The sequence below is a fragment of the Streptomyces sp. B93 genome, assembly GCF_018070565.1.
Lineage (GTDB): Bacteria > Actinomycetota > Actinomycetes > Streptomycetales > Streptomycetaceae > Streptomyces.
Genome location: NZ_JAGPXL010000066.1, coordinates 1 through 21,992 on the forward strand (window position 1 = coordinate 1; position 21,992 = coordinate 21,992).

General features: G+C 71.7%; 19 protein-coding genes. 8 read left to right on the plus strand and 11 right to left on the minus strand.

The window, feature by feature from the left end; genetic code table 11:
* Window positions 1-935: serine/threonine-protein kinase (locus tag KBY47_RS33630; RefSeq protein ID WP_247695639.1), on the minus strand; the 935-nt coding region annotated here is incomplete at its 3' end.
* Window positions 936-1,182: 247 nt separating this feature from the next.
* Here KBY47_RS33630 and KBY47_RS33635 point away from each other — a divergent pair.
* Window positions 1,183-1,908: an LPXTG cell wall anchor domain-containing protein gene (locus tag KBY47_RS33635; RefSeq protein ID WP_247695640.1), complete on the plus strand. Its 726-nt coding sequence runs from the start codon at window positions 1,183-1,185 to the stop codon at window positions 1,906-1,908.
* A 107-nt stretch (window positions 1,909-2,015) separates the two neighbouring features.
* On the opposite strand, the gene KBY47_RS33640 is transcribed toward KBY47_RS33635, so the two are convergent.
* Window positions 2,016-2,597, minus strand: a complete 582-nt coding sequence (locus KBY47_RS33640; protein WP_210927998.1) for a biotin transporter BioY — start codon at window positions 2,595-2,597, stop codon at window positions 2,016-2,018.
* Between the two features lie 360 nt (window positions 2,598-2,957).
* Here KBY47_RS33640 and KBY47_RS33645 point away from each other — a divergent pair, with 360 nt between their 5' ends.
* Together KBY47_RS33645 and KBY47_RS33650 are read left to right on the plus strand one after the other, a co-directional pair.
* Entirely contained in the window at window positions 2,958-4,352 is a 1,395-nt protein-coding gene (locus KBY47_RS33645; RefSeq protein ID WP_210928000.1) for an amino acid permease, read from the plus strand.
* 130 nt (window positions 4,353-4,482) lie between these two features.
* Complete coding sequence (locus KBY47_RS33650; protein ID WP_210928002.1) at window positions 4,483-5,130, plus strand: superoxide dismutase; 648 nt, start codon at window positions 4,483-4,485, stop codon at window positions 5,128-5,130.
* Between the two features lie 110 nt (window positions 5,131-5,240).
* Here KBY47_RS33650 and KBY47_RS33655 read toward each other — a convergent pair whose 3' ends face one another.
* Window positions 5,241-5,849, minus strand: a complete 609-nt coding sequence (locus KBY47_RS33655) for a histidine phosphatase family protein (RefSeq protein ID WP_210928003.1) — start codon at window positions 5,847-5,849, stop codon at window positions 5,241-5,243.
* Window positions 5,850-5,925: 76 nt separating this feature from the next.
* Complete coding sequence (locus KBY47_RS33660; protein WP_210928005.1) at window positions 5,926-6,564, minus strand: DsbA family protein; 639 nt, start codon at window positions 6,562-6,564, stop codon at window positions 5,926-5,928.
* A gap of 148 nt (window positions 6,565-6,712) precedes the next feature.
* Between KBY47_RS33660 and pepN the strand changes: the two genes are divergently transcribed.
* The 3 genes from pepN (at window position 6,713) to KBY47_RS36855 (ending at window position 11,237) form a co-directional block, all read left to right on the plus strand.
* Window positions 6,713-9,298 (plus strand): aminopeptidase N, encoded by a 2,586-nt coding sequence (gene pepN / locus KBY47_RS33665; protein ID WP_210928007.1) that lies wholly within the window; start codon window positions 6,713-6,715, stop codon window positions 9,296-9,298.
* Between the two features lie 238 nt (window positions 9,299-9,536).
* Window positions 9,537-10,574 carry a hypothetical protein gene (locus KBY47_RS33670; protein WP_210928009.1) on the plus strand — a complete coding sequence of 346 codons (1,038 nt, stop codon included), beginning with the start codon at window positions 9,537-9,539 and terminating at the stop codon, window positions 10,572-10,574.
* Between the two features lie 195 nt (window positions 10,575-10,769).
* The gene (locus tag KBY47_RS36855) at window positions 10,770-11,237 is read left to right on the plus strand and encodes a Scr1 family TA system antitoxin-like transcriptional regulator (RefSeq protein WP_308405385.1); all 468 of its coding nucleotides are present in this window, start codon (window positions 10,770-10,772) and stop codon (window positions 11,235-11,237) included.
* Between the two features lie 19 nt (window positions 11,238-11,256).
* Here the strand turns inward: KBY47_RS36855 and KBY47_RS33685 are convergent, their stop codons facing one another.
* The 5 genes from KBY47_RS33685 to KBY47_RS33705 all read right to left on the minus strand — a co-directional run bounded on the left by KBY47_RS33685 (window position 11,257) and on the right by KBY47_RS33705 (window position 16,298).
* Window positions 11,257-12,429: a serine hydrolase gene (locus KBY47_RS33685; RefSeq protein WP_210928010.1), complete on the minus strand. Its 1,173-nt coding sequence runs from the start codon at window positions 12,427-12,429 to the stop codon at window positions 11,257-11,259.
* A gap of 61 nt (window positions 12,430-12,490) precedes the next feature.
* The gene (locus KBY47_RS33690; RefSeq protein ID WP_210928011.1) at window positions 12,491-14,245 is read right to left on the minus strand and encodes a TIGR03767 family metallophosphoesterase; all 1,755 of its coding nucleotides are present in this window, start codon (window positions 14,243-14,245) and stop codon (window positions 12,491-12,493) included.
* Between the two features lie 254 nt (window positions 14,246-14,499).
* Entirely contained in the window at window positions 14,500-14,937 is a 438-nt protein-coding gene (locus tag KBY47_RS33695) for an NUDIX hydrolase (RefSeq protein WP_210928012.1), read from the minus strand.
* Window positions 14,938-14,946: 9 nt separating this feature from the next.
* Window positions 14,947-15,840 carry a pyridoxamine 5'-phosphate oxidase family protein gene (locus tag KBY47_RS33700; RefSeq protein ID WP_210928013.1) on the minus strand — a complete coding sequence of 298 codons (894 nt, stop codon included), beginning with the start codon at window positions 15,838-15,840 and terminating at the stop codon, window positions 14,947-14,949.
* 11 nt (window positions 15,841-15,851) lie between these two features.
* On the minus strand, window positions 15,852-16,298 hold the full coding sequence (locus KBY47_RS33705; protein WP_210928014.1) for a VOC family protein: 447 nt from the start codon (window positions 16,296-16,298) through the stop codon (window positions 15,852-15,854).
* 125 nt (window positions 16,299-16,423) lie between these two features.
* Here KBY47_RS33705 and KBY47_RS33710 point away from each other — a divergent pair, with 125 nt between their 5' ends.
* Together KBY47_RS33710 and KBY47_RS33715 are read left to right on the plus strand one after the other, a co-directional pair.
* Window positions 16,424-16,972, plus strand: a complete 549-nt coding sequence (locus tag KBY47_RS33710) for a CGNR zinc finger domain-containing protein (protein WP_210928015.1) — start codon at window positions 16,424-16,426, stop codon at window positions 16,970-16,972.
* A gap of 209 nt (window positions 16,973-17,181) precedes the next feature.
* Window positions 17,182-20,499: a S8 family serine peptidase gene (locus KBY47_RS33715; RefSeq protein WP_210928017.1), complete on the plus strand. Its 3,318-nt coding sequence runs from the start codon at window positions 17,182-17,184 to the stop codon at window positions 20,497-20,499.
* 59 nt (window positions 20,500-20,558) lie between these two features.
* Here KBY47_RS33715 and KBY47_RS33720 read toward each other — a convergent pair whose 3' ends face one another.
* Window positions 20,559-21,359, minus strand: a complete 801-nt coding sequence (locus KBY47_RS33720) for a hypothetical protein (RefSeq protein ID WP_308405386.1) — start codon at window positions 21,357-21,359, stop codon at window positions 20,559-20,561.
* 1 nt (window position 21,360) lies between these two features.
* Complete coding sequence (locus tag KBY47_RS33725; RefSeq protein ID WP_210928019.1) at window positions 21,361-21,930, minus strand: sigma-70 family RNA polymerase sigma factor; 570 nt, start codon at window positions 21,928-21,930, stop codon at window positions 21,361-21,363.
* Window positions 21,931-21,992 lie beyond the last annotated feature (62 nt).

Below are 21,992 nucleotides of genomic sequence, written 5' to 3' on the forward strand. Positions count from 1 at the left end.
GGGGTGGGCCGGGGCGGGCCCGGGGGGTCGCCGACCGGTGGCGGTGGGACGGGCGTCTGCGGCGACGGCGGCCCCGCGGCCCCCGCCCCCGGCGGCTCGGCGGGCACCGGCGGCTCGGCGAGCACCGTAGGCGTGCGCACCGGATAGGCCACCGGGTGCAGCACCGCCTCCACCTCGTCCAGATCCGGCCGGGTGGCGGGGTCCTTGGCCAGCAGGGCGGCGAGCAGGTCGTGCAGCGGGCCCGCGGTGGCGGGCAGGTCGGGTTCGTCGTGGAGGACGGCGTGCAGGGTGGCCAGGGTGGTGTCGCGGGCGAACGGGGAGCGTCCGGCGAGGGCGGCGCACAGGGTCGCGCCCACCGACCACACGTCGGACGGCGGTCCCTGGGGGCGGCCGGTGACGCGCTCGGGGGCCATGTAGTCGGGCGATCCGACCAGCATGCCGACCATGGTGAGGGCCTTGGCGTCCTGGATGGCGGCGATGCCGAAGTCGGTGAGGACGACCCTGGGTCCACGCGGTCCGGAGGAGCCGGGGCCTTCCTGCCGGCCGCGCTGACCGCCGTACTCGATCAGGACGTTGCCCGGCTTGATGTCCCGGTGCAGTACGCCCCGGGCGTGCACCTCGCGCAGGGCCGCGACGAGGCCCAGGCCGGTGCGGGCGGCCTCCGCCGGGGTGAGGGGGCCGTCCTCGGCCATGATCCGTTCCAGGGAGCGGCCGCGGACCAGTTCCATCACGATCCACAGGCGCTCGCCCTCGTCGACCGCGTCGTACACGCGTACGACGTTGGGGTGGTCGATGCGGGCGGTGGCGCGGGCCTCGCGCAGGGCGCGTTCGCGGCGGGTGCGCTCGTCCTCCGTGTCGAGTCCGTCTATGCGCATTTCCTTGACGGCGACCGGCCGGTCGAGTATTTCGTCGACGGCTCGCCACACCCGCCCCATTCCTCCCTGGCCGATACTTTCGACCAGCCGATAACGCCCGGTCACCAGTAACCCTGGGACACCGCCGCTCCTCACATTTCCCGTCAATCCGCTGCACCCCCTCCACACCCCCGGGACATCCCGACTGAAACACAATGGTCACACTTCGGGCGGCTCCAGCATAGTGCGGAGAAATCTTGTGGTACCTCTTCAAGTACTGCGAATTCAGGCGCAGCCAAGGGGGACGAACATGAGTTCTCGTCGTGCGATGACGGCCACCACGGGATCGCTGGTCACGGCAGCTTTCTCGATGGTGATGATCCTTTCCGTCACCGCCAGCGCGGATGACACCGGACCGGCGAGCAGCAAGGGGGGAAAGGCCGTCGACGAGGCACCGGCCGGGGTCGAACTGACCACCACACTGCCGGAGGAGATCTCGGTCGACAACAGTTCGAAAAAAACGGAGATCACCGCCACGGTGAAGAATGAGGGGGACCAGGAAAGCGGCGAGATCCGGCTATTGGTGGTCGGTTTCGACGGATTGGTGGTCAAGGCCGTGCAAGGCTGCTCGGCGATCGCCGAAAAAGACCTTCCGGAGGGTTCGAACAGCGGTTTCAGCTGTGGCGTCGGCAATCTCGCGGCCGGTGCCTCCACGTCGTACGCCGTGGACGCGACGTACGACCTCGGCAAGGCCGGGAAGATCTGCCTCCCCGTCCAGAACGCCGACGGCAGCAAGACCTTCTGGCAGCAGGGCCCGGTCCCGTTCGGCACGACGAACCCGTCACCGAACGCGCCGGCCACCCCGCTGCTGCTCGGCACCGACAACCAGCCGGTGGCACCGGGCGGCGACAACAAGGCGCCGGGCGGTCCGAAGGAGCTGCCGAAGACCGGCTTCGAGCGGGAGACGGCGCCGCTGGGAGCGGCCGGTGCGGCGCTGCTCGCGGCGGGAGCGGCCGGGCTGTGGTGGTCACGGCGGCGGCCGGTGAAGCCGTAGGCCGTATTCCGTAAGCGGCACGCGGTGGGCCGTCATGGAACACCGCGAGGGGCCGGGGTGCTGGTGCGCGCCCCGGCCCCTCGCCGTGTCTGTCTGCCCGGCCCCGCTCAGCGGCGGTCGACGAACTTCCAGGCCGTGGGCAGCACGCCCATCGCCAGGGCCGCCTTCAGGGCGTCGCCGATCAGGAACGGCGTGAGACCGGCGGCGATCGCGGCGGAGGCGGTCATGCCGGTGGCGAGGGCCAGGTAGGGCACGCCGACCGCGTAGATGATCGCCGAGCCGAGCAGCATCGTCCCGGCCGTGCGCGGCACCGAGCGGTCGGCGCCGCGGCGGGCGAGGGCCCCGACGACGGTGGAGGCCAGGATCATGCCGAGGATGTAGCCGAAGGACGGCGCGGCGGCACCGGAGCCGCCCTCCGCGAACCACGGCACGCCCGCCATGCCGACCAGCGCGTACAGCGCCAGGGAGAGGAAGCCGCGGCCCGCGCCGAGGGCGGTGCCGACGAGCAGCGCGGCGAAGGTCTGGCCGGTCACCGGCACCGGGGAGCCGGGCACGGGGACGGCGATCTGGGCCGCGAGGCCGGTGAGCGCGGCGCCGCCCGCGACGAGCGCGATGTCACGGACACGGGAGGCGGGGATCAGGTCGGCGAGGACCTGTCCAGCGCGTACGGGGACTGCGGCGGTGCTCATGGGGACTCCGCGGTGGTGAAGGGGCACTCGGGACACCGCGACGCTATACCGGCACCCTCGCGGCGATCACCATCAGCGCTCGACAAAGGCTGGAAGCACGGCTTGGTGCGCTTCGCACAAAGGGTGCCGGTTACACGCGGTACGGCGTGACGCCGGTCACTGAGGTCGGGATGGATGGCTCACGTTCAGGCACACTGGGGTTCCTGTAGGACTCCGACAAAGCCGTCAGAGTGACCGACGTCCTACCGTATGTCGCGCAAACGTCCGTATCCTGGGCCCGCCCTGTCTACGTGGCTGTCTGCCATCGACACTGTGGACGTTTTTGCTATCGCACCGACTCACGTACTGGACGAGCCGCGCATGTCCCGCACCACCACCGCCGAGGCTCCCGCCGAGTCTCTTCCCCAGGCGGAACCCTCCCTCTCCCACGGCCTGAAGCAGCGCCATCTGTCGATGATCGCCCTCGGTGGCGTCATCGGCGCCGGGCTGTTCGTCGGCTCCGGCGCGGGTATCGCCGCCGCCGGTCCCTCGATCGTGGTCGCCTACGCCCTCTCCGGCCTCCTGGTGATGCTGGTGATGCGGATGCTCGGCGAGATGTCGGCCGCCCATCCGTCGTCGGGTTCGTTCTCCGCGCACGCCGAGCGGGCGATCGGCCCCTGGGCGGGATTCACCGCGGGCTGGTCGTTCTGGGTGCTGCTGTGCACGGCGGTCGGCCTGGAGGGCATCGGTGCCGCGAAGATCGTCAGCGGCTGGCTGCCGGGTACGCCCGAGTGGGCCTGGGTGGCGCTGTTCATGCTGGTGTTCTGCGGCACGAACCTGGCCGCCGTGAAGAACTTCGGCGAGTTCGAGTTCTGGTTCGCGGCCCTGAAGGTCGGCGCGATCACCCTGTTCCTCGTTCTCGGCGGCCTCGCCGTCGCGGGCCTCCTGCCCGGCACCGACTCCCCGGGCGCGAGCAACCTCACCGACTTCCTGCCGCACGGCAGCGAGGGCCTGGTGATCGGCCTGCTCGCCTCCGTCTTCGCCTACGGCGGCCTGGAGACGGTCACCATCGCCGCGGCCGAGTCGGAGAACCCGGTCAAGGGCGTCGCGCACGCCGTCCGCACCGCCATGTGGCGCATCGCGCTGTTCTACATCGGCTCGATGGCGGTCGTCGTCACCCTCGTGCCCTGGGACTCCCCCGCGGTCACCGAGAGGGGCCCGTACGTCGCCGCCCTCGACCACATCGGCATCCCGGGCGCCGGCCAGCTGATGAACGTGGTCGTGCTGGTCGCCCTGCTGAGCGCGATGAACGCCAACATCTACGGCGCCTCCCGCATCGGCTACTCGCTGGTCCAGCGCGGGCAGGGCCCGAAGGCGCTGGGCCGGGTCTCCGGCGGGGTGCCCCGCATCGCCGTACTCGCCTCCTCCGTCTTCGGGTTCGGGTGCGTCGTACTGAGCTACTGGCGGCCGGACGACGTCTTCTCCTGGCTGCTGAACATGATCGGCGCGGTGATCCTGGTCGTCTGGATCTTCATCGCGGTCTCCCAGCTGCGGCTGCGCCGTCGTCTGGAGCGGGAGGCGCCCGAGCGGCTGACCGTGCGGATGTGGGCGTTCCCGGTGCTGACGTGGGTGGCGCTGGCCGGGATGGCGGCGATCTTCGTCCTGATGGCGCGCGAGCCCGACACCCGGGTCCAGCTGTACTCGACGGGTGCGATGACGCTGGTGCTGGCGGCGATCGGCTACGCCTGGCAGCGGAGGCGGGCCGTCAAGGCCTGAGACCGTCAGGCTCACCGAGGCCCTCACGTCCGACACGGCGTGGGGGCCTTTCCCTTGCCCTCACCCGGCTTGTTGTTGCTAGCCTGCACTTGCAAGTTGATTGCAATAAGAGGTTCGGAGAGGACCCGCCATGCCCGTCTACACGCTCCCTGACCTGCCGTACGACTACTCCGCGCTCGCCCCCGTCATCAGCCCCGAGATCATCGAGCTGCACCACGACAAGCACCACGCGGCCTATGTGAAGGGCGCCAACGACACCCTGGAGCAACTCGCCGAGGCGCGCGACGGGCAGCGGTGGGGCTCGGTCAACGGGCTGGAGAAGAGCCTGGCCTTCCACCTCTCCGGGCACATCCTGCACTCGATCTACTGGCAGAACATGACCGGCCCGAAGGACGGCGGCGGGGAGCCCCTGGCCGCCGACGGCGTGGGCGAACTCGCCGACGCGATCACCGAGTCCTTCGGCTCGTTCGCGGGCTTCAAGGCCCAGCTCTCCAAGGCCGCCGCGACCACCCAGGGCTCCGGCTGGGGCGTCCTGGCGTACGAGCCGCTGAGCGGACGGCTGATCGTCGAACAGGTCTACGACCACCAGGGCAACGTCGGCCAGGGCGCCACCCCCATCCTCGTCTTCGACGCCTGGGAGCACGCCTTCTACCTCCAGTACCGCAACCAGAAGGTCGACTTCATCGAGGCCATGTGGCAGGTCATCAACTGGCAGGACGTGGCGCGCCGGTACGCCGCCGCCAGGTCCCGTACGGACGTGCTGCTGCTCGCGCCCTGAGGGCGCGCTGACGCCTCCTGCCTCGTGATCGTCTTCTCACCGTTCACACAGGGCAGGCGGATGAGAAAGGGGCGGCCCCGCGAGGACGTGACTCGCGGGGCCGCCCCCGTTCACGCGCAGGGCACGTTGAGGGTGAGCAGCCCGGCCGTACCGCCGTCCATGACCAGCTCGCTCACCGCCCCGTTGCGCAGCGCCGGGAACACCCGGCGGTACTCGCGCAACGGGATCGACAGCAGCGCGCACAGCGCCAGGCGCAACAGGCTGTTGTGCGCGACGACCAGGACGCGCGCGCCGGGATGCGCGCCGGTGATGCGCTGCAACGCCTCCGCGCCCCGGGCGGCGGCGGCCCGTGGGTCCTCGGCGGCGGGGAAGGGGTGCGCCACCGGATCGACCCGGTAGGCCGCCGCCCGCTCCGGCTCCTCCGCCGCGAACTCGGCGAGCGTACGGCCCTCCGCCACCCCGAAGTCGCACTCCCGCAGCCCGGCGTCCCGGTGCGCGGCCAGCCCCAGCGCCCGGCACACCGGCTCCGCCGTCTCCACCGCCCTGGACAGCGGCGACGTCCACACCGCGGCCACCGGACGGGCCTCCACCCACCGGCCGAGCGCCTCCGCCTGGGCGCGCCCGGTCTCGGTGAGCGGGATGTCGCTCACCCCGGCGTAACGGTTCTCGGTGTGCCAGACGGACTGCCCGTGCCGGGCCAGCAGGAGGGTCGTACTCATGGCTCCGCAGTATCGCGGGCCCAGGGCGCCGGGCGCTGGCGCCGCGACGGTGGCGACACTCCAAGGGTGAGTGGGTCTAGAGGTTGCTGAAGTCCGGCCCCTTGGTACGGGTGCGCTTGATCTCGTAGAAGCCCGGTATCGAGGCGACCATCAGGGTGCCGTCCCACAGCTTGGCCGCCTCCTCGCCCTTGGGGGCGGGGGTGACGACGGGGCCGAAGAAGGCGATCTGCTCGCCGTCGGAGCCGGGGACGGCGATGACCGGGGTGCCGACGTCCTGGCCGACCTTCTCGATGCCCTCGTTGTGCGAGGCCCGCAGTTCGGACTCGTAGGGGGTGTCGTCCCAGTGGTCCATGAGGGACTCGGGCAGCCCGACGTCCTTCAGGGCGGCGGCGACCGTCTCCCTGCCCGCGCCCTCGTCCTTGTTGTGGATGCGGGTGCCGAGGGCGGTGTAGAGGTCGCCGAGCACCTCGGGGCCGTGCTCCTGCTGGGCCGCGATGACCACGCGGACCGGGCCCCAGGCCTTGGTGGTGAGCATCTCGCGGTAGTCCTCGGGAAGCTCGTCGAGCTTGTTCTCGTTGAGGACGGCGAGGCTCATCAGGTGCCAGCGGACCTCGATGTCGCGGAGCTTCTCCACCTCCAGCACCCAACGGGACGTCATCCACGCCCAGGGGCACAGCGGGTCGAACCAGAAGTCAACGGGCGTTTTGTCCGACATGTCTCTCCTCACGGGGGAACAAGGGCTCAAGAGTCCTCCCCGGCAACACCGCACGTCGCCGCCGCCATTCCCACCTGACCGGTGTCAGTCGCGCATGGCAGGATCGGTGCTGTCCGCATGCTGAACACCATCCGAGGGAGTACCGCCCGTGCCCGGTGAGAATCTGTCCCGCGACGAGGCCCGGGAGCGGGCCGCACTGCTGTCCGTCGACGGGTACGAGGTGTCCCTCGACGTGCGCTCGGCGGTCGGCGACCACGCCGGCGACGGCCCCCGGACCTTCCGCTCGGTCACCACCATCCGCTTCCGCTGCGCCGAGCCCGGCGCCACCAGCTTCGCGGACCTGATCGCCCCGAGCGTCACCGCCGTCTCCCTCAACGGCCGCGACCTCGACCCCAGCGAGGTCTTCGACGGCTCCCGCATCCTCCTGGAGGACCTGGCCGCCGACAACGAACTCGTCGTCGACGCCCGGTGCGCCTACTCCCGCACCGGAGAGGGCCTGCACCGCTTCGTCGACCCCGAGGACGGCGAGGTCTACCTCTACACCCAGTACGAACCGGCCGACTCCCGCCGCGTCTTCGCGGGCTTCGAGCAGCCCGACCTCAAGGCGCCCTTCCGCTTCGAGGTGCGGGCGCCCGAGGAGTGGACGGTGTGGAGCAACGGCGCCGGACAGCGCGCGGACGGCACCTGGCGCTTCGCGGAGACCAAGCCCATCTCGACGTACATCACCTGCGTCGTCGCGGGCCCCTACCACTACGTCACCGACACCTACGAGCGCGTGTTCGAGGACGGCACCCGGCTGGAGATCCCGCTCGGCGCGATGTGCCGCAAGGGCCTCGCCCCCCACTTCGACGCCGACGACGTGTTCCTCGTCACCAAGCAGGGCCTGGACTTCTTCCACGACCACTTCGACTACCCGTACCCCTTCGGGAAGTACGACCAGGCGTTCGTGCCCGAGTACAACCTCGGCGCCATGGAGAACCCCGGCATGGTCACCTTCCGCGAGGAGTACATCTTCCGCGGCAAGGTGACCCAGGCCTCCTACCAGGGCCGCGCCAACACCATCCTCCACGAGATGGCGCACATGTGGTTCGGCGACCTCGTCACCATGGAGTGGTGGGACGACCTGTGGCTCAAGGAGTCCTTCGCCGACTTCATGGGCGCCTTCGCCAACGTCGGCGCCACCCGCTTCAAGGACGCCTGGATCACCTTCGCCAACCGCCGCAAGGCCTGGGCGTACCGCGCCGACCAGCTCCCCTCCACCCACCCCGTCACCGCCGACATCCGCGACCTCCAGGACGCCAAGCTCAACTTCGACGGCATCACCTACGCCAAGGGCGCCTCCGTCCTCAAGCAACTCGTGGCGTACGTCGGCCAGGACGCGTTCCTCGAGGGCGCCCGCCGCTACTTCAAGCGGCACGCGTACGGCAACACGCGCCTCGGCGACCTGCTGTCGGTCCTGGAGGAGACCAGCGGACGGGACATGAGCGCGTGGGCGCACTCCTGGCTCCAGACCGCCGGGGTCAACTCCCTCACCCCGCAGGTGCTGCTCGCCCCCGACGGCCGCGTCGACGAGCTGACCGTGATCCAGGAGGCCGCCGAGACGCACCCCGAACTGCGCCCGCACCGGGTGGCGATCGGCCTCTACCGGGTCACGGAGGGCGGCACGCTGGAGCGGTACGCGCGCGCGGAGGCCGACGTCGACGGCCCTCGTACGGTCGTGACGGAGCTGGCCGGTGCGGACGCCCCGGAACTCGTCCTCGTCAACGACGACGACCTCACCTACTGCAAGATCCGCTTCGACAGCACCTCGCTGGCGACCCTGCGCGCCCACCTCGGCGACATCACCGACCCGCTCGCCCGCGCCCTGTGCTGGTCCGCGCTGTGGAACATGACCCGGGACGCGCTGCTGCCCGCCCGTGACTTCATCGACCTCGTCCTGCGCCACGCGGGGCGCGAGTCCGACATCGGCGTCCTCCAGATGCTGCACGCCTGGGCGGACTCGGCCCTCGTCCACTACGCCGCCCCCGCGTGGCGGGAGACCGGCGGCACGCTGCTCGCCGAGGGCGCCCTGCGCGAACTGCGGGCGGCCGAGCCGGGCAGCGAGCACCAGCTGGCGTGGGCGCGCTTCTTCGCCACGGCGGCCTCGGGCGACGCCGACTTCCAGCTGCTGAAGGCGCTGCTCGACGGCACCGAGAAGGTCGACGGGCTGGAGGTGGACCAGGAGCTGCGCTGGTCGCTGCTCGGCCCGCTGGCCGCGCACGGCGTCGCCGACGAGTCGGTCCTCGCCGAGGAACTGGCCCGTGACGACACCGCCTCCGGCAAGCGCCACCAGGTCCGCTGCCTCGCCGCCCGCCCCTCGGCGGCGGTCAAGGCGCAGGCGTGGGCGCAGGTGGTGGAGTCCGACGCGCTGTCCAACGCGCTGGTGGAGGCGACGATCGCGGGCTTCGCCCAGCCGACGCAGCGGGCGCTGCTCGCGCCGTACGCGGAGAAGTACTTCGCGGCGATCGAGCGGGTGTGGAGCGAGCGCTCCATCCAGATCGGCATGGACGTGGTCAGCGGCTTCTTCCCGGCGTACCCCGAGGCGGGACAGGGCCGGGCCACGCTGGACGCGACGGACGCCTGGCTGACGGCCCACGAGGACGCGCCGCCCGCGCTGCGCAGGCTGGTGCTGGAGGCACGGGACGACCTGGCGCGCGGGCTGCGGGGGCAGGAGTACGACGCGGCGGCCGGGTGAGGGGCGTTCACCGGACGGGTGAACCACGCATGCCCGGTTGACCTCTGGCCTGAGCTTGGTCCGTAGGTGACCGTTACGAAATTCAGGCAGTAACAGCCGTAACCCCTGGCCCACCCCCGAACGGACCAGGGGTTTTCGGCATCCGAACACCCGTCCTTTAGTGCGGGGTTGTCCGCATTCGCCGACAGACGTGTAACAGCGGTTAAGGGCCCGACCACACGCGGGGAACCTCCGCACCATGACCCACAACACCCCCCTCTCCCCCCGCCCCCTGCACGAACTGGCCGACGTCCGCCGCCGCGTCGTACCGACCGCGCAACTCCGCGCCCAAGGCATGTCGGCCGCCGACATCGACGCACGATGCCGCCCCGGCGGCCCCTGGCAACAACTCCTCCCCGGCGTCCACCTCCTCCACCCCGGCCCGCCCACCAGCGAGGAGCGCCTGCACGCCGTCCTCCTCTACGCGGCCCGCGCATCGACGACGGGAGTACCGACCCAGCCCGGCCCCACGACCACCCCACGCCACACCTACACCGACGCCATGATCACGGGCCTCGCCGCCCTCACCCTGCACGGCTTCACCGCCACACCCCCGCTCCCCTCCCTCGACCACATCGACGTCCTGGTCCCCCGCGCCCGCCGACTGCGCACGACCGGCTGCGCCCGCCTCCTCCGCACCAGCACCCTCCCCACCCCGGAAGCGGTCACCGGCCTCCCGGTCGCCCCCGTCCCCCGCGCCCTCGCCGACGCGGTGGCCGACCTCCACGACGCCAACGCCGTACGCCGCCTGCTGACGGAAGCGGTACGGGGCGGCCACTGCGACCCGGCCTCCGTGGTACGCGAACTCACCCGGGCCCGGCTGCTGGGCCGCCCGCACGTGGTCGACGCGGTGGACTCCCTCATCGCCGAGGGCCGCTCCATCGCCGAGGACCGCCTCTACGCCATGGTCAGCGCGTACGGCCTCCCCGACCCCGTCTGGAACGTCGACCTCCGCCTCCCCGGCGGCCCCCACCTCGGCGGCCTCGACGCCTACTGGCCCGACCAGGCCGTCGCGATCGAGCTGGACACCCGCGCCCCCCGCCAGGACGAGGACGCCCTGTGGTCCGAGTACGCCCGCAAGCGCGAACACCTGGAACGCCTCGGCATCACCGTCGTCCACATCACCCCCCGCAAGCTCAGGGACGCGATGGAACAACAGGCGGCCATCGTCCGCACGGCCCTGATGGCCGCAGCCGACCGCGACCCGTCGGCGTACGTGGTGGTACTGCCGCGGTAGCGAGTGGACAGGCGGTACGACCAGGAGGGGAGAAGAGGGACCGCGCGTGCACGCACGGCACTTGCGGTCCCTCTTCATGCCGCCACTCCCAAGTCACGTGAGTGGATTCAGGTGAGGAGGGCTACGAGTCCGTACAGCCAGATGGCGAGGAACGCGAGGCCGGCCGCCAGGCATCCCGCCCCGGCCAGGAAGCCGGTGAACTTGCCTCCGCTGGGCCGACCGAGCTATCGCTCGATCAACGACTTCGCGATCCTGGACTTCGGGAGCGACCTGCCACCCCGGGTCCAGACGGACAGCGTCTGGGGATCGGTCTCCACCTCTGACAAGCCTCGTGAAGTCGACCGGTTCGCCCGCCGGTTCGAGGCGATGGCGGCCTCCGCACTACCGCCTGATGACACCCCCGCTTTCCTGCACCGACTACTACGGGAGCTGCAGGCCATGCCCATATCCCTCGTCGCCACCGCACTCGTCCCCGAAGACGCCTGGTTCAAGTCCTCCTACAGCGACGCCATGCGGAACTGCCTAGAAGCCGCCCCCCTCCCCCACCCCACAGCCCCCTCCGTAGCCATCCGTGACTCCAAGTCCCCCGTCGGGCCCGCTCTGCTCCTCCTCTCCTCGGCGTGGGCCGCGTTCGTCGCGTACCTCGGCCAGGAGGGGAGGTGAGACACGGCGAGGGGGTCGCCTAGTCCTCCGTCCCGCAGAACTCCGCCTCCAGGATCGCCCCGGTGTCGCCCGTCCAGTCGCCGTTGAGGTTGAAGGCGACGGTGTGGGTGCCGTCGGGGGTGGTGGCGGCTTCGGTGAGGGAGCCGTAGATGCCGCCGGCGTGGCCCCAGATGTGGACGCCGCAGCTCAGTTCGCGGGCGATGAGGCCGAGGCCGTAGCGGGCGTCGTCGGTGGGGGCGTTGACCGGCACCGTCGTCTTCATGGCCTTGAGTTGCTCGGGTGGAAGCAGCTTGCCGCCGAGGAGGGCGGTGTAGAAGCGGTTGAGGTCGGTGGAGTTCGAGATCATCTCGCCCGCCGCCCCGGCGATGGAGGGGTTGAAGCGGGTGACGTCGTGTGTCGGTCCGGTCGTCGAGGTCTCCGAGAGTTTGCTGTAGGCGCGGGCGCTGGGGCGGGGGATGCCGGTGCGGGTGCCCGGGACGCTGGTGGCCGTGAGGTGGAGGGGCTCGATGATGCGTGCGCGGACTTCGGCGTCGTAGGGACGGCCCGTCACCGCCTCGATGACCATGCCGGCGACGACGTAGTTGGTGTTGCTGTAGCTCCAGTCGTCGCCCGGGGGGAAGTCCGGTTCGTGGCGCAGGGCGATGGTGACGAGGTCGGGCGGGGCGTGGGTGTCGTAGCGGTGTTCGCGGAAGCCGGGCTCGGTGAAGTGGGCGCGGGCGAAGTCGGGGTCCTGGGTGTAGTCGTGGAGGCCGCTGGTGTGGTTGAGGAGCTGGCGGACGGTGATGAGGCGGCCGTCGTTGCCGTTGCCGTGGAGGACGCCGGGGAGCCAGCGGTCGACGGGGTCGTCGAGGGTGAGGCGCTGTTCGGCCGCCAACTGGAGGACGACCGTCGCGACGAAGGTCTTGGTGATGCTGCCGACGCGGTAGCGGTCGGCGGGGGTGCGGGGCTGTCCGGTGCGCAGGTCGGCGACGCCCGCGGTGGTGGACCAGGGGCCGTGGGGGTCGTGGGCGGTGAGGGTGATGCCGGGGACGCCGTCGTCGACGGCGGCGAGGACGGCCTCGCGGGTGGTGTGGTGGGGGTGGCTGTCGTGGGCCGCCGCCGCGCCCAGGGCGGTGGAGAGGGCGGTCAGGGTCGCCGCTGCCACCGCTGTCGTACGGACGGACGCTCGGGGCCGTTTCCGGGGTGTGCTCATGTGGTGCGAGACCTGGGGAGTTGGGGTGAGGTTGCCACGGTGTACGCCGATTGGGTGAACTTCAGCCCTTTTTGAGGAGGAGTTCGGTGTTGCGGTCGACGGGGTCGCCCTCCTGGCCCGTGGTGCCGCCCGCGCGGTTGAGGGACAGCTCACGATAGAGGGCGGCCAGGCCGGTCTGGGAGAGGTCGGTGTGGTCGGCGCGGGGTGGGGCGGCGGACTCGATGAGGGTGGTGTGGAGGGAGAGGGTGCCGTCGTTGTTGTCGGACAGCTCGATGACGCGGGCGAGCTGGGGGAAGTCGATGTGGGAGGCGGTGGAGACCTCCCAGAAGGAGTGGCCGTCCGACGCCCGGTGCGGGGTGATGGTGTTGCGGTGGATGTGGCCGTTGATCCAGGCGAGGACGTTGCGGTGGCGGCCGAGGACGGCGAGGACCTCGTCGCCGTTGTGGCGGCGCTCGGTGGGGCGGGCGGGGTCGGGGCGGGTGTTGACCATCGTGGCGCTGGTGTGGTGGCTGAAGACGAGGGCGTGGGAGTCGGCGTTGTCGCGCAGGGTGCGTTCCAGCCAGCGGAGCTGGGCGGTGCCGATCGAGCCCTGGTAGTGGCCGCCGGGGTCGGTGGTGTCGAGGCTGACGCCGATGACGTCGTCGGCGACGCGGAAGCTGTAGTACTGGGTGCCCGCTTCGGCGTTGACGGGGGAGTAGCCGTGACCGACCGGGCCCGTGCCGGTGTGGGCGGGCTCGAGGTGGGCGCGGACGTACTCGGCGGCGGTGAAGGGGGCGCGGCGCTCGTCCGGGGTGACGGGACGCAGGTCGCGGGCGTGGGCCTTGAGCAGGTCGCGGAGGTGGGCGCCGAGGGGGTCGGTGGCGGCCTTGAGGGTGTCCTGGAGTCTCCTGGCCTCGGCGGCGGGGAGGGCCATCAGCTTGCGTGCGCCGACGGCGAAGTCGGCGAGGTACGGGTCGCCGTGGCCGTAGCAGCCGAGCGGCATGGCGTCGTGGTTGCCGACGGTGGAGTACCAGGGGAGGTTGAGGCCGGGGCTGAGCACCTCGCGGGCGGCGGCGGTGAGGAAGCCGTCGAGGTGCGGGAAGCCGCGCTGTTTGTCGGCGTCGCGCAGGGGGGCGTCGGGCTGCCAGTACTGCTTGAGGCCGCTGTTCTGGACGCCTTCGTGGTGGCGGGGGTCGCCGGAGTCGGGGGTGACGCGCCCGCCGCTCATGACGGTGAGGTACCACTCCAGTTCGGTGCGGGAGTTGTTGTCGGTGTTGTCGCCGGTGGTGATGGCGAAGTGCAGGGGGGCGCCGGTGGCGGGGGCGCCGCGCAGGGCGTTGATCCGCTCGACGAGGGCGACGGCGCCCTGCACGGTGAGGGCCTCCTGCGGGCGCCAGGCCCTCGGGTCGTGGGAGCGGAGGAACTCCAGGCGCAGCGGGTGCTGGGTGTCGGTGATGTGCAGGTCGGTGAGGTGGACGAAGGCGGCGAGGACGGTGCGGCGGTCCTCGCGGCCGGGTGCCACGGCGGCGAGTTCGTCGCGTACGACGCGTTGCCAGCCGGGGCCCTCGGCGAGCCGCCGGTAGCCGGGGCCGTCGGGGCCGGGGGTGGCGACGGTGGCGAGGGTGGTGCCGCGGGTGTAGGGGGCGAGGGGCGCGGCGGCGGGGGCCTTGCGGGAGTTGGCGACGGGTGCTTCCGCCGCTGGGGCGGCTGCCGCCTGGCTGTCGGTGGGCCGCAGGGCGTAGCCGGCGCCGGCGGACAGGGAGACGGCTCCGGCGGTGGCGAGGAGGGTACGGCGGTTGACGGCAAGTCCGTCGGCGACAGAGCGTAGGCGCGACATGCGCGGTCTCCCCGGGTGCGAACGCGTCGGCAGTGACCGCGGACGGTCGCTTTCGCGAACCGTCCGCTCTCCCTGGATGCTTGGCAGCGGGGATGGCCTGCGCGTGAACGCGGTTGCAACGGGCGGCGCCGATCGGTGTACGTGGATCTCGGGCCGACCCGGGTGTGTGCGGGTGCTCCTCCGGGGGCCGGGAGACGGTCACTCAGGGTTCATCTGGCGGGGGAAGGCGGGGCAGCGGGGCCGGTCGTTGCCGGTCACTGCCGCCCCCTGCCCCGCCACATCCCGAGCCCCACGTCCACTAGCCCCACCCTCCGCAGCGAGTGCACCTCGGTCAGGTCGTGCCAGGCGGCCAGGTCCGTGGAGCCGCCGACCTCGGGGCGGAGTTCGCCGCCGGTGACGTGGCCCTCGTAGATGAGGCGTACGGCGTGGTGGTCGGTGGCGGGGCGGAGGCGGCGGCGGGGGCTGGGGCGGCGGAGGGAGTCGACGCCGAGGAGGGCGGTCACCTCGATGTGGTAGCCGGTCTCCTCGGTGACCTCGCGGCGGACGGTGTCGTAGGGGTCCTCGCCGTGTTCCATGCCGCCGCCCGGCAGGACCCACTCGTGGCCGCCGCCGGCCGCCGGGGAGCGGGCGAGGAGGAGTTGTCCCTGGCGGACGCATATGGCGTAGGCGGAAACCCGCAGTCTCTTGCGCACGTCCGGACGTTAGCGCCCGGGCTCCGGGTTGGCGGGGGAGAATTGCGGCGCCGACCAGCGCAGGGGCAGCGCCGAGGGCGTTTCGACCGCCTTTGTGAGGGTGAAGCGGGTCGTCCGGTCGCCGTTCGCGGTGAAGTACGTCCGCGCCTCGCCCGTCAGTTGCAGCGTCGTACCCGTCGTCCAGTCGAGGAGCAGGACGCCCGCCCGCGGGTCGGCGGCCAGGTTGCCCAGGGTCAGGAACATGGAGTTGCCGGGGTAGTCGCGCCAGGTGAGTTCGCGGGGCGATTCCGCCCGGAGGAAGCCCGGGTTGCCGCCCCGGTGGCTGGCGTCGGCGCCGGTGTCATGGACGGTGGTGATGAAAAAGGTGTCCGCCGCTTCGACGAAGGCCCGTTGAGTGGTCGACAGTTCGGTGCTCACGAGAGGTGAGCGGGGTCTGCGGGTGGGGTCCTCCTCGTAGGTCTCCCTCTTCTGCAGGTACTTCGGGCAGTTCGAGAACACCCGCTCCGCCTCCACCGCGAAACCTGCCGGTGTCGGCCTCGCGCGGCCGTTCAGGCGCATACGGCGGCGGGTGCGGGGGTCGAGGGCGATGGTGCCGACGGGGGTGCCGGACGTCGCCAGGGCCGCGCGCAAGGGGTCCGCGGGAAGGGGCGCCGCCCGCACCGAGATCTGGTGCGGGCCCGTCGCGCGGACGAAGCCCGGGGTGCCCGCCAGCACCGAGGACCAGACCTCGCCGGTCGCCGGGTCCGCCGCGCCGAGGACGAGGAAGGGCTGGTGCTCCAGGAAGGTGGCCGCCACCGGCTTGATACCCGGGCCGATCGAGCGGCCCACGTGGTCGGCCAGCTCCCGGACGCCGACGCGGTCCTGCACTTCCCGCGAGCCCTCGTGGTAGACCGTCGCCGTCATGACCCGCTCCCCTAGAAGAAGCCGCAGGTCGGAGCCGCGCCACTCGGTGCCGGGGCGGCTTGTGCGCCGCTCGGGGCCGAGATCTCCAGGCGGGTGCCGTCCGGGTCGTGGAAGAAGATGCCGCCCGATGCCGCACCCTCGGCGTGCGCGACGACGCCCTCGTGGGCGAAGGCCGCGCCCGCGGCGCGCAGGGCCTGCTCGTACGTCCTGACCTGGTCGATCGAGTCCACCTCCAGGGCGAGGTGGTGCAGGCCCGCACGGGTGCCGTCGTACGCCCCCTGCGCCTGCTGCCAGAGCGTGAGCACCAGTTTCTCGCCGTCGCCCAGGAAGGCGTACCTGCGGTCCTCCTCCTTGCCCTCTCCGATCAGTACGAAGCCCAGGACGTCCCGGTAGAAGGCGAGGGAGCGGTTGATGTCGGTGACGTTCAGGCCGATGTGGCCGGTGCGGAGCGCGGGCATGTCTGGTCCCTTCGGAGGCGTTCACTCTTACCTAACCGTTGATCTAGAGATTAGAGGTTAGAGAAGCCGCCGTCAACCGGTCACGTAGGCTTTAGTGGTTAGTGCGCGCGGAAGGAGCCCTCCCCATGTCCCCGGCCCCCCACGACCCCCGGCCGCTCACCGGTGAGCCCCTCTCCCTCGACCTGCTCAACACCCGCTGGATCGAGGACGGGCAGCCGCGGGACCTGCTCGCCGGTACCGACGGGCTCGCCGTCTGGCTCGCCGCCAACGGGCTCGACGACGGTCGGTTCACCGCAGACGACCCCACCCTGCGGCACACGCTTCAGACGCGGGACGCACTGCTGGCGGTGGTGGACGGATCGCTGACGGAAGGGGCCTCGCGTGTGGACGCCGTACTGGAGAAGGGGCGGATCCGGGCGACGCTGACGGCCGACGGGGGCGGGGAGCGCGCGGAGTTCGCCGATGCCTCCTGGGGGCCGGGGTGGCTTGCCGCGCGGAACTACCTGGAGCTGCTCGGCACCGCGCCGGACCGGATCCGGCACTGCGCGCACGAGGCGTGTGTGCTGCACTTCTTCGACACCTCGCGGAACGGGACCCGCCGCTGGTGCTCCATGGCCGCCTGCGGGAACCGGGCGAAGGCGTCCCGGCACTACTCCCGCAGCAAGGACGCCTGAGGACGGCCTTCAGGGAAACAGGGCAATCAGCTCCATACGCCGCCCGGCGCCGCAAAGCGCATCGGGGGTTTTCCCCATACATCTGTTTCGGTTCGGTCAACTCCTCCCATAAGTCGGTCCCTTGAGTAAGGGTGAGCGGTCGTCCGGTATCGCATTCCGGACGGCTTCGTTCGCTTCCTTACTCGCTCCTTTACCTGCAAGGGATGCCGATGACCTCCACCCCCCAGCGGGAACCGATACCGGGCGCCAGACGCGCGGCCCGCATCGCCGTGGCCGCCGGTCTCGTCGCCGCGCTGTCCGCGGCCGGGCCGATACCGATGGCCATGGCCGCCGGCGCCGACGACGCGCCGCCCGCCGCCGCCGAGCCGGGCGTCAAGTCCGCCCACGAGAAGCTCGGCTCGGACGACGCCGAACTGCTCGCCGAGGCCAAGGCCGGCGGCGAGAAGACGGTCACGATGATGATCGCGACCGCGCCCGGCGAGACCGAGCAGGTCGCCGAGCAGCTCGACTCGGTCAAGGGCGGTCTCGTGGGCCGCACCTACGACAAGCTCGGCTACGTCCGGGCCACCGTCCCGACCGGACAGGCGGACGCGGCCATCGCCGCGGCGGCCAAGCTGCGCTCCGTGCACGGGATCGACCTGCGGGAGGAGATCCCGCTGGACGACCCGACCCCCGCCGGGGACCGGGGCAAGGGAGCCGGCAAGACGCCCACCGCGGGCAGCTACCCCGCGCCCGGCAAGAAGACCCCGGCCAAGAACCCGTACAACCCCTCCTTCGAGACCGGTGCCGTCGACTTCGTCGAGGACCACCCGAAGGCGGACGGCCGCGGCATCACCATCGGCATCCTGGACTCGGGCGTCGACCTCGGGCACCCCGCGCTCCAGAAGACCACCACCGGCGAGCGGAAGATCGTCGACTGGGTGACCGCGACCGACCCGGTCGTGGACGGCGACGGTACCTGGCGCCGTATGACCACCTCGGTCGCCGGGCCGACGTTCTCGATCACCACGGCCGCGCTGGGCACGGAGACGTTCAAGGCGCCCGCGGGCGACTACAAGTTCCAGTACTTCTCGGAGTCCGCCACCGCCGGTGGCGACATGGCGGGCGACCTCAACCGGGACGGCGACACCACCGACGTCTGGGGCGTGCTGTACGACGCCGCCGCGGGCACCGTGCGCGTGGACCTCGACGACGACCTCGACTTCACCGACGAGGAGGCGATGAAGCCGTACAAGAACGGCTTCCAGGTCGGGTACTTCGGCAACGACGACCCCGCCACCGCGATCGCCGAGCGCATCCCCTTCGTGGTCGAGATCCGCAAGGACGTCGTCTACAACGCCGCCGGCGCCAAGGCCGACTACGTCAGCATCGGTGTCATCGAGGGCTCGCACGGCACGCACGTCGCCGGCATCACCGCCGCCAACAGCCTGTTCGGCGGGAAGATGAACGGCGCCGCGCCCGGCGCCAAGCTGGTCTCCTCGCGCGCCTGCACCTGGAGCGGCGGCTGCACCAACGTCGCGCTCACCGAGGGCATGATCGACCTCGTCGTCAACCGCGGCGTCGACATCGTCAACATGTCGATCGGCGGCCTGCCCGCGCTGAACGACGGCAACAACGCGCGCGCCGAGCTGTACACCCGCCTCATCGACACCTACGGCGTCCAGCTGGTGATCTCGGCCGGCAACTCCGGGCCCGGCGCCAACACCATCGGCGACCCGTCCCTCGCGGACAAGGTGATCTCCGTCGGCGCGACCATCTCCAAGGAGACCTGGGCCGCCAACTACGGCTCCGCGGTGGAGAAGAAGTACGCCATGATGCCGTTCTCCTCGCGCGGTCCGCGTGAGGACGGCGGCTTCACGCCGACGCTCTCCGCGCCCGGCGCCGCGATCAACACCACCCAGACCTGGTCGCCCGGCGGCCCGGTCGCGGAGGCGGGCTACAGCCTGCCGCCCGGCTACTCCATGCTCCAGGGCACCTCGATGGCCTCCCCGCAGGCCGCCGGAGCCTCCGCGCTGCTGCTGTCCGCGGCCAAGCGCAAGGGCATCGAGCTGACCCCGGCCACCCTGCGCACCGCGCTGACCTCGACCGCCGACCACATCAGCGGCGTCCAGGCCTACGAGGAGGGCGCGGGTCTCATCGACATCGAGGACGCCTGGGACGCCATCCTCGACGGTGCGAGCGCCCACGAGTACACGGTCAAGGCGCCGGTCGACACCGCCATCGAGCAGTTCCTGAAGACGCCCGGCTACGGCACCGGTCTGTACGACCGTGAGGGTGGCCTGAAGGCCGGGCAGAAGAAGACGTACGACATCACCATCACCCGTACCTCCGGTGCCGACCGTGCCATCCGGCACGAGCTGGACCTGGAGAACAACGCGGGCGGCACGTTCCGGATCGTCGGCTCCGACACGGTCGCGCTGCCGCTGAACAAGCCGGTGACGGTGAAGGTGCAGGCCGCGCCGAAGTCCGCGGGGCTCAAGAGCGCGATCCTCGAGGTCGACGACCCGCGCACCGAGGGCGTCGACAAGCAGGTCCTCAGCACGGTCGTGGTGTCCGAGCCGCTGAACTACACCTACTCGGCGTCGGGTTCGGTGCAGCGCAACAGCACCAAGTCGTACTTCGTGACCGTCCCCGAGGGCGCCAAGACCCTCGAGGTCGCGATCGGCGGGCTGAAGGGCAAGAGCCAGACCCGCTTCATCTCCATCCACCCGTACGGCGTCCCGGTCGACACCACCTCGACCCCGTACTGCTACAACAACTACCTCGACGGCAACGGCTGCAAGCCCGACGTGCGCGCGTACGCCGACCCGCAGCCCGGCGTCTGGGAGATCGAGGTCGAGTCGCGCCGTACGTCGCCGCTGCTCGACAACCCGTACACCCTGGACGTCACCATCCTCGGCGCGGTCTTCGACCCGGCGACGGTGACCGTGCCCGAGGTCGAGGTCGGTGTCCCGGCCACCGCCTCCTGGACGGTGACCAACCAGGCCGCCCCCATCGACGGCAAGCTCGCCGGGGGTCCGCTCGGCTCCGCCAAGACCGACCGTCCGACCATCGGGCAGGGCCAGACCGTGACCACCACGGTCCAGGTGCCCGAGGGCGCCACCTCCCTGGACGTGGCCATCGGCAACGTCTCCGACGCCGCCGCCGACCTGGACCTGACGGTCTACGACAGCAACGGCGACGTCGTCGGCCAGGACGCCGACGGCGACTCCGAGGAGCAGGTGTCCATCGCCGGCCCGGCCGCCGGTACGTACACCGTCGAGGTCTACGGCTACGGCGTGCCGTCCGGCTCCACCGCCTACGACTACCGTGACGTCTTCTACTCCGCCGCCCTCGGCACCGTCACCGTCGACGAGTCGACGCCGGTGAAGCTGGCCACGGGCGCCACGGCGACCGTCAGCGGCAGTGTCACGGCGGCCTCGGAGGCGCCCGCCGGGCGGGAGTTCTTCGGGCAGGTCCAGCTGCTCACCGCGCGCGGCACGGTCGCGGGCGTGGGCAACGTGAAGATCGAGAAGGTCACGCCGTAAGGCTTGGGTGACCTGGTGGGCGGGCGTCCGGTGCGGGCGCCCGCCCTTTCTCGTGCCCGTCAGCCGCAGTCGGTCGTGCGGGACTCCGGCAGCGCCTCGGTGATCCAGGCGCGGTGGTGGGCGACGTCCGCCTCCCCCACGGCCCACAGGTCGGGCTCGGCCGCCGCCCTCGGGATGCCGACGAGCACGTGCTGCCCCTCCCGCAGGCGGGGGTCCACGGCCTGGTCCATGGTGAAGACGGTCTCGGCCGGGCCCGCCTCCGGCTTGTAGGAGCGGCTCACGCGCAGGGTGACGCGGTCCTTGCCGGTGCCGGGGACCGGGGCCACCTCGGTGACCGTGCCCTCGACGACCAGACGGGCGCAGGCCAGGTAACCGGCGGCGCTCTGGGAGGCGCCCGTCTTCGCGTCCTCGTCGCCCACGGCGTCCGGTGCCGCGTCCTTGGCGGCGCTGGAGCCGCTGTCGTCGGCGCCCGAGGGTGCCTGGACGACCAGCCAGCCCAGGCCCGCGAGGACGGTGGCGGCGCAGGCCACCGCGGCGACGCGCAGGGCGAGGACGAACGGACGGCGGCGGGGGGCGGGGGTGGGTCTCCGGGTTGGCTGGACCGGTCGCGGGGCCGGTCGCGGGGCGGAGTCGGCGAGCGCCCCGCCGATGATGTCCAGCTGCTCGCGCAGCACCGCCACATCGGCCGCCGCCGACCGGTGCGCGGCCATGAAGGCGGCGTCCCGGTGGGCGCCGTCCGGCAGCGGCTCGTCGGTGATCACGGCCAGCAGGGCGTCGAGGGCCGGGTCCGGGCGGCCGTCGACGCCGCCGGAGCGGTCCGCGCGGTCGGGGCCGTCGGGGCCGTCGTGTTCGGCGGACACGTCACACCACCTCGTCCTCGTGCAGCCGGGTGCGCAGGGCCCGTACCGCCGTGTGCAGCCTGCTCTTCACCGTGCCCTCCGGGACGCCGAGCTGCTCGGCGATGGAGCGCACCGGCAGGTCGGCGTAGAAGCGCAGCACGAGCACCTGCCGCTGGGCGTCGGGCAGCTCGTCCAGGCCCTGTGCCACGGCGACGGAGAGCACGCTGGTGTCCTCGCCCGACGGGTGCTCCCACTGGCGCAGGGAGGCCAGGCGTTCGCCGATCCGCTCCTGGCGCCGTTTGGCGCGGTGCCAGTCGACGGCGAGGTTGGAGGCGACCACGGCCGCCCAGGCGGAGACGTCACGCGGCGCCTCCCGCCCGCTCGCGGCCCGCTCCAACAGCCGCAGGCGGACCTGCTGCACCCCGTCCAGCAGGTCCGCCTGCGGCACCCCGCCGAGCGCGAGCACCGCCCGCACCCGACGCTCCTGGGCCGCGTCCAGCGGATCGTCGGCAGCACGCTCCGGGTCGGTCCCGCCCCCGGCGCCGTGCTCCGCCCCCTGGCCGCGGCGCGCCCTTCTGCGCAGCACAGCCACCCCTCTCCTCGCCGCGTTTCCCCTATGACGCCGGTGGGGTCGGAAACGTTCGGCCGGATTTA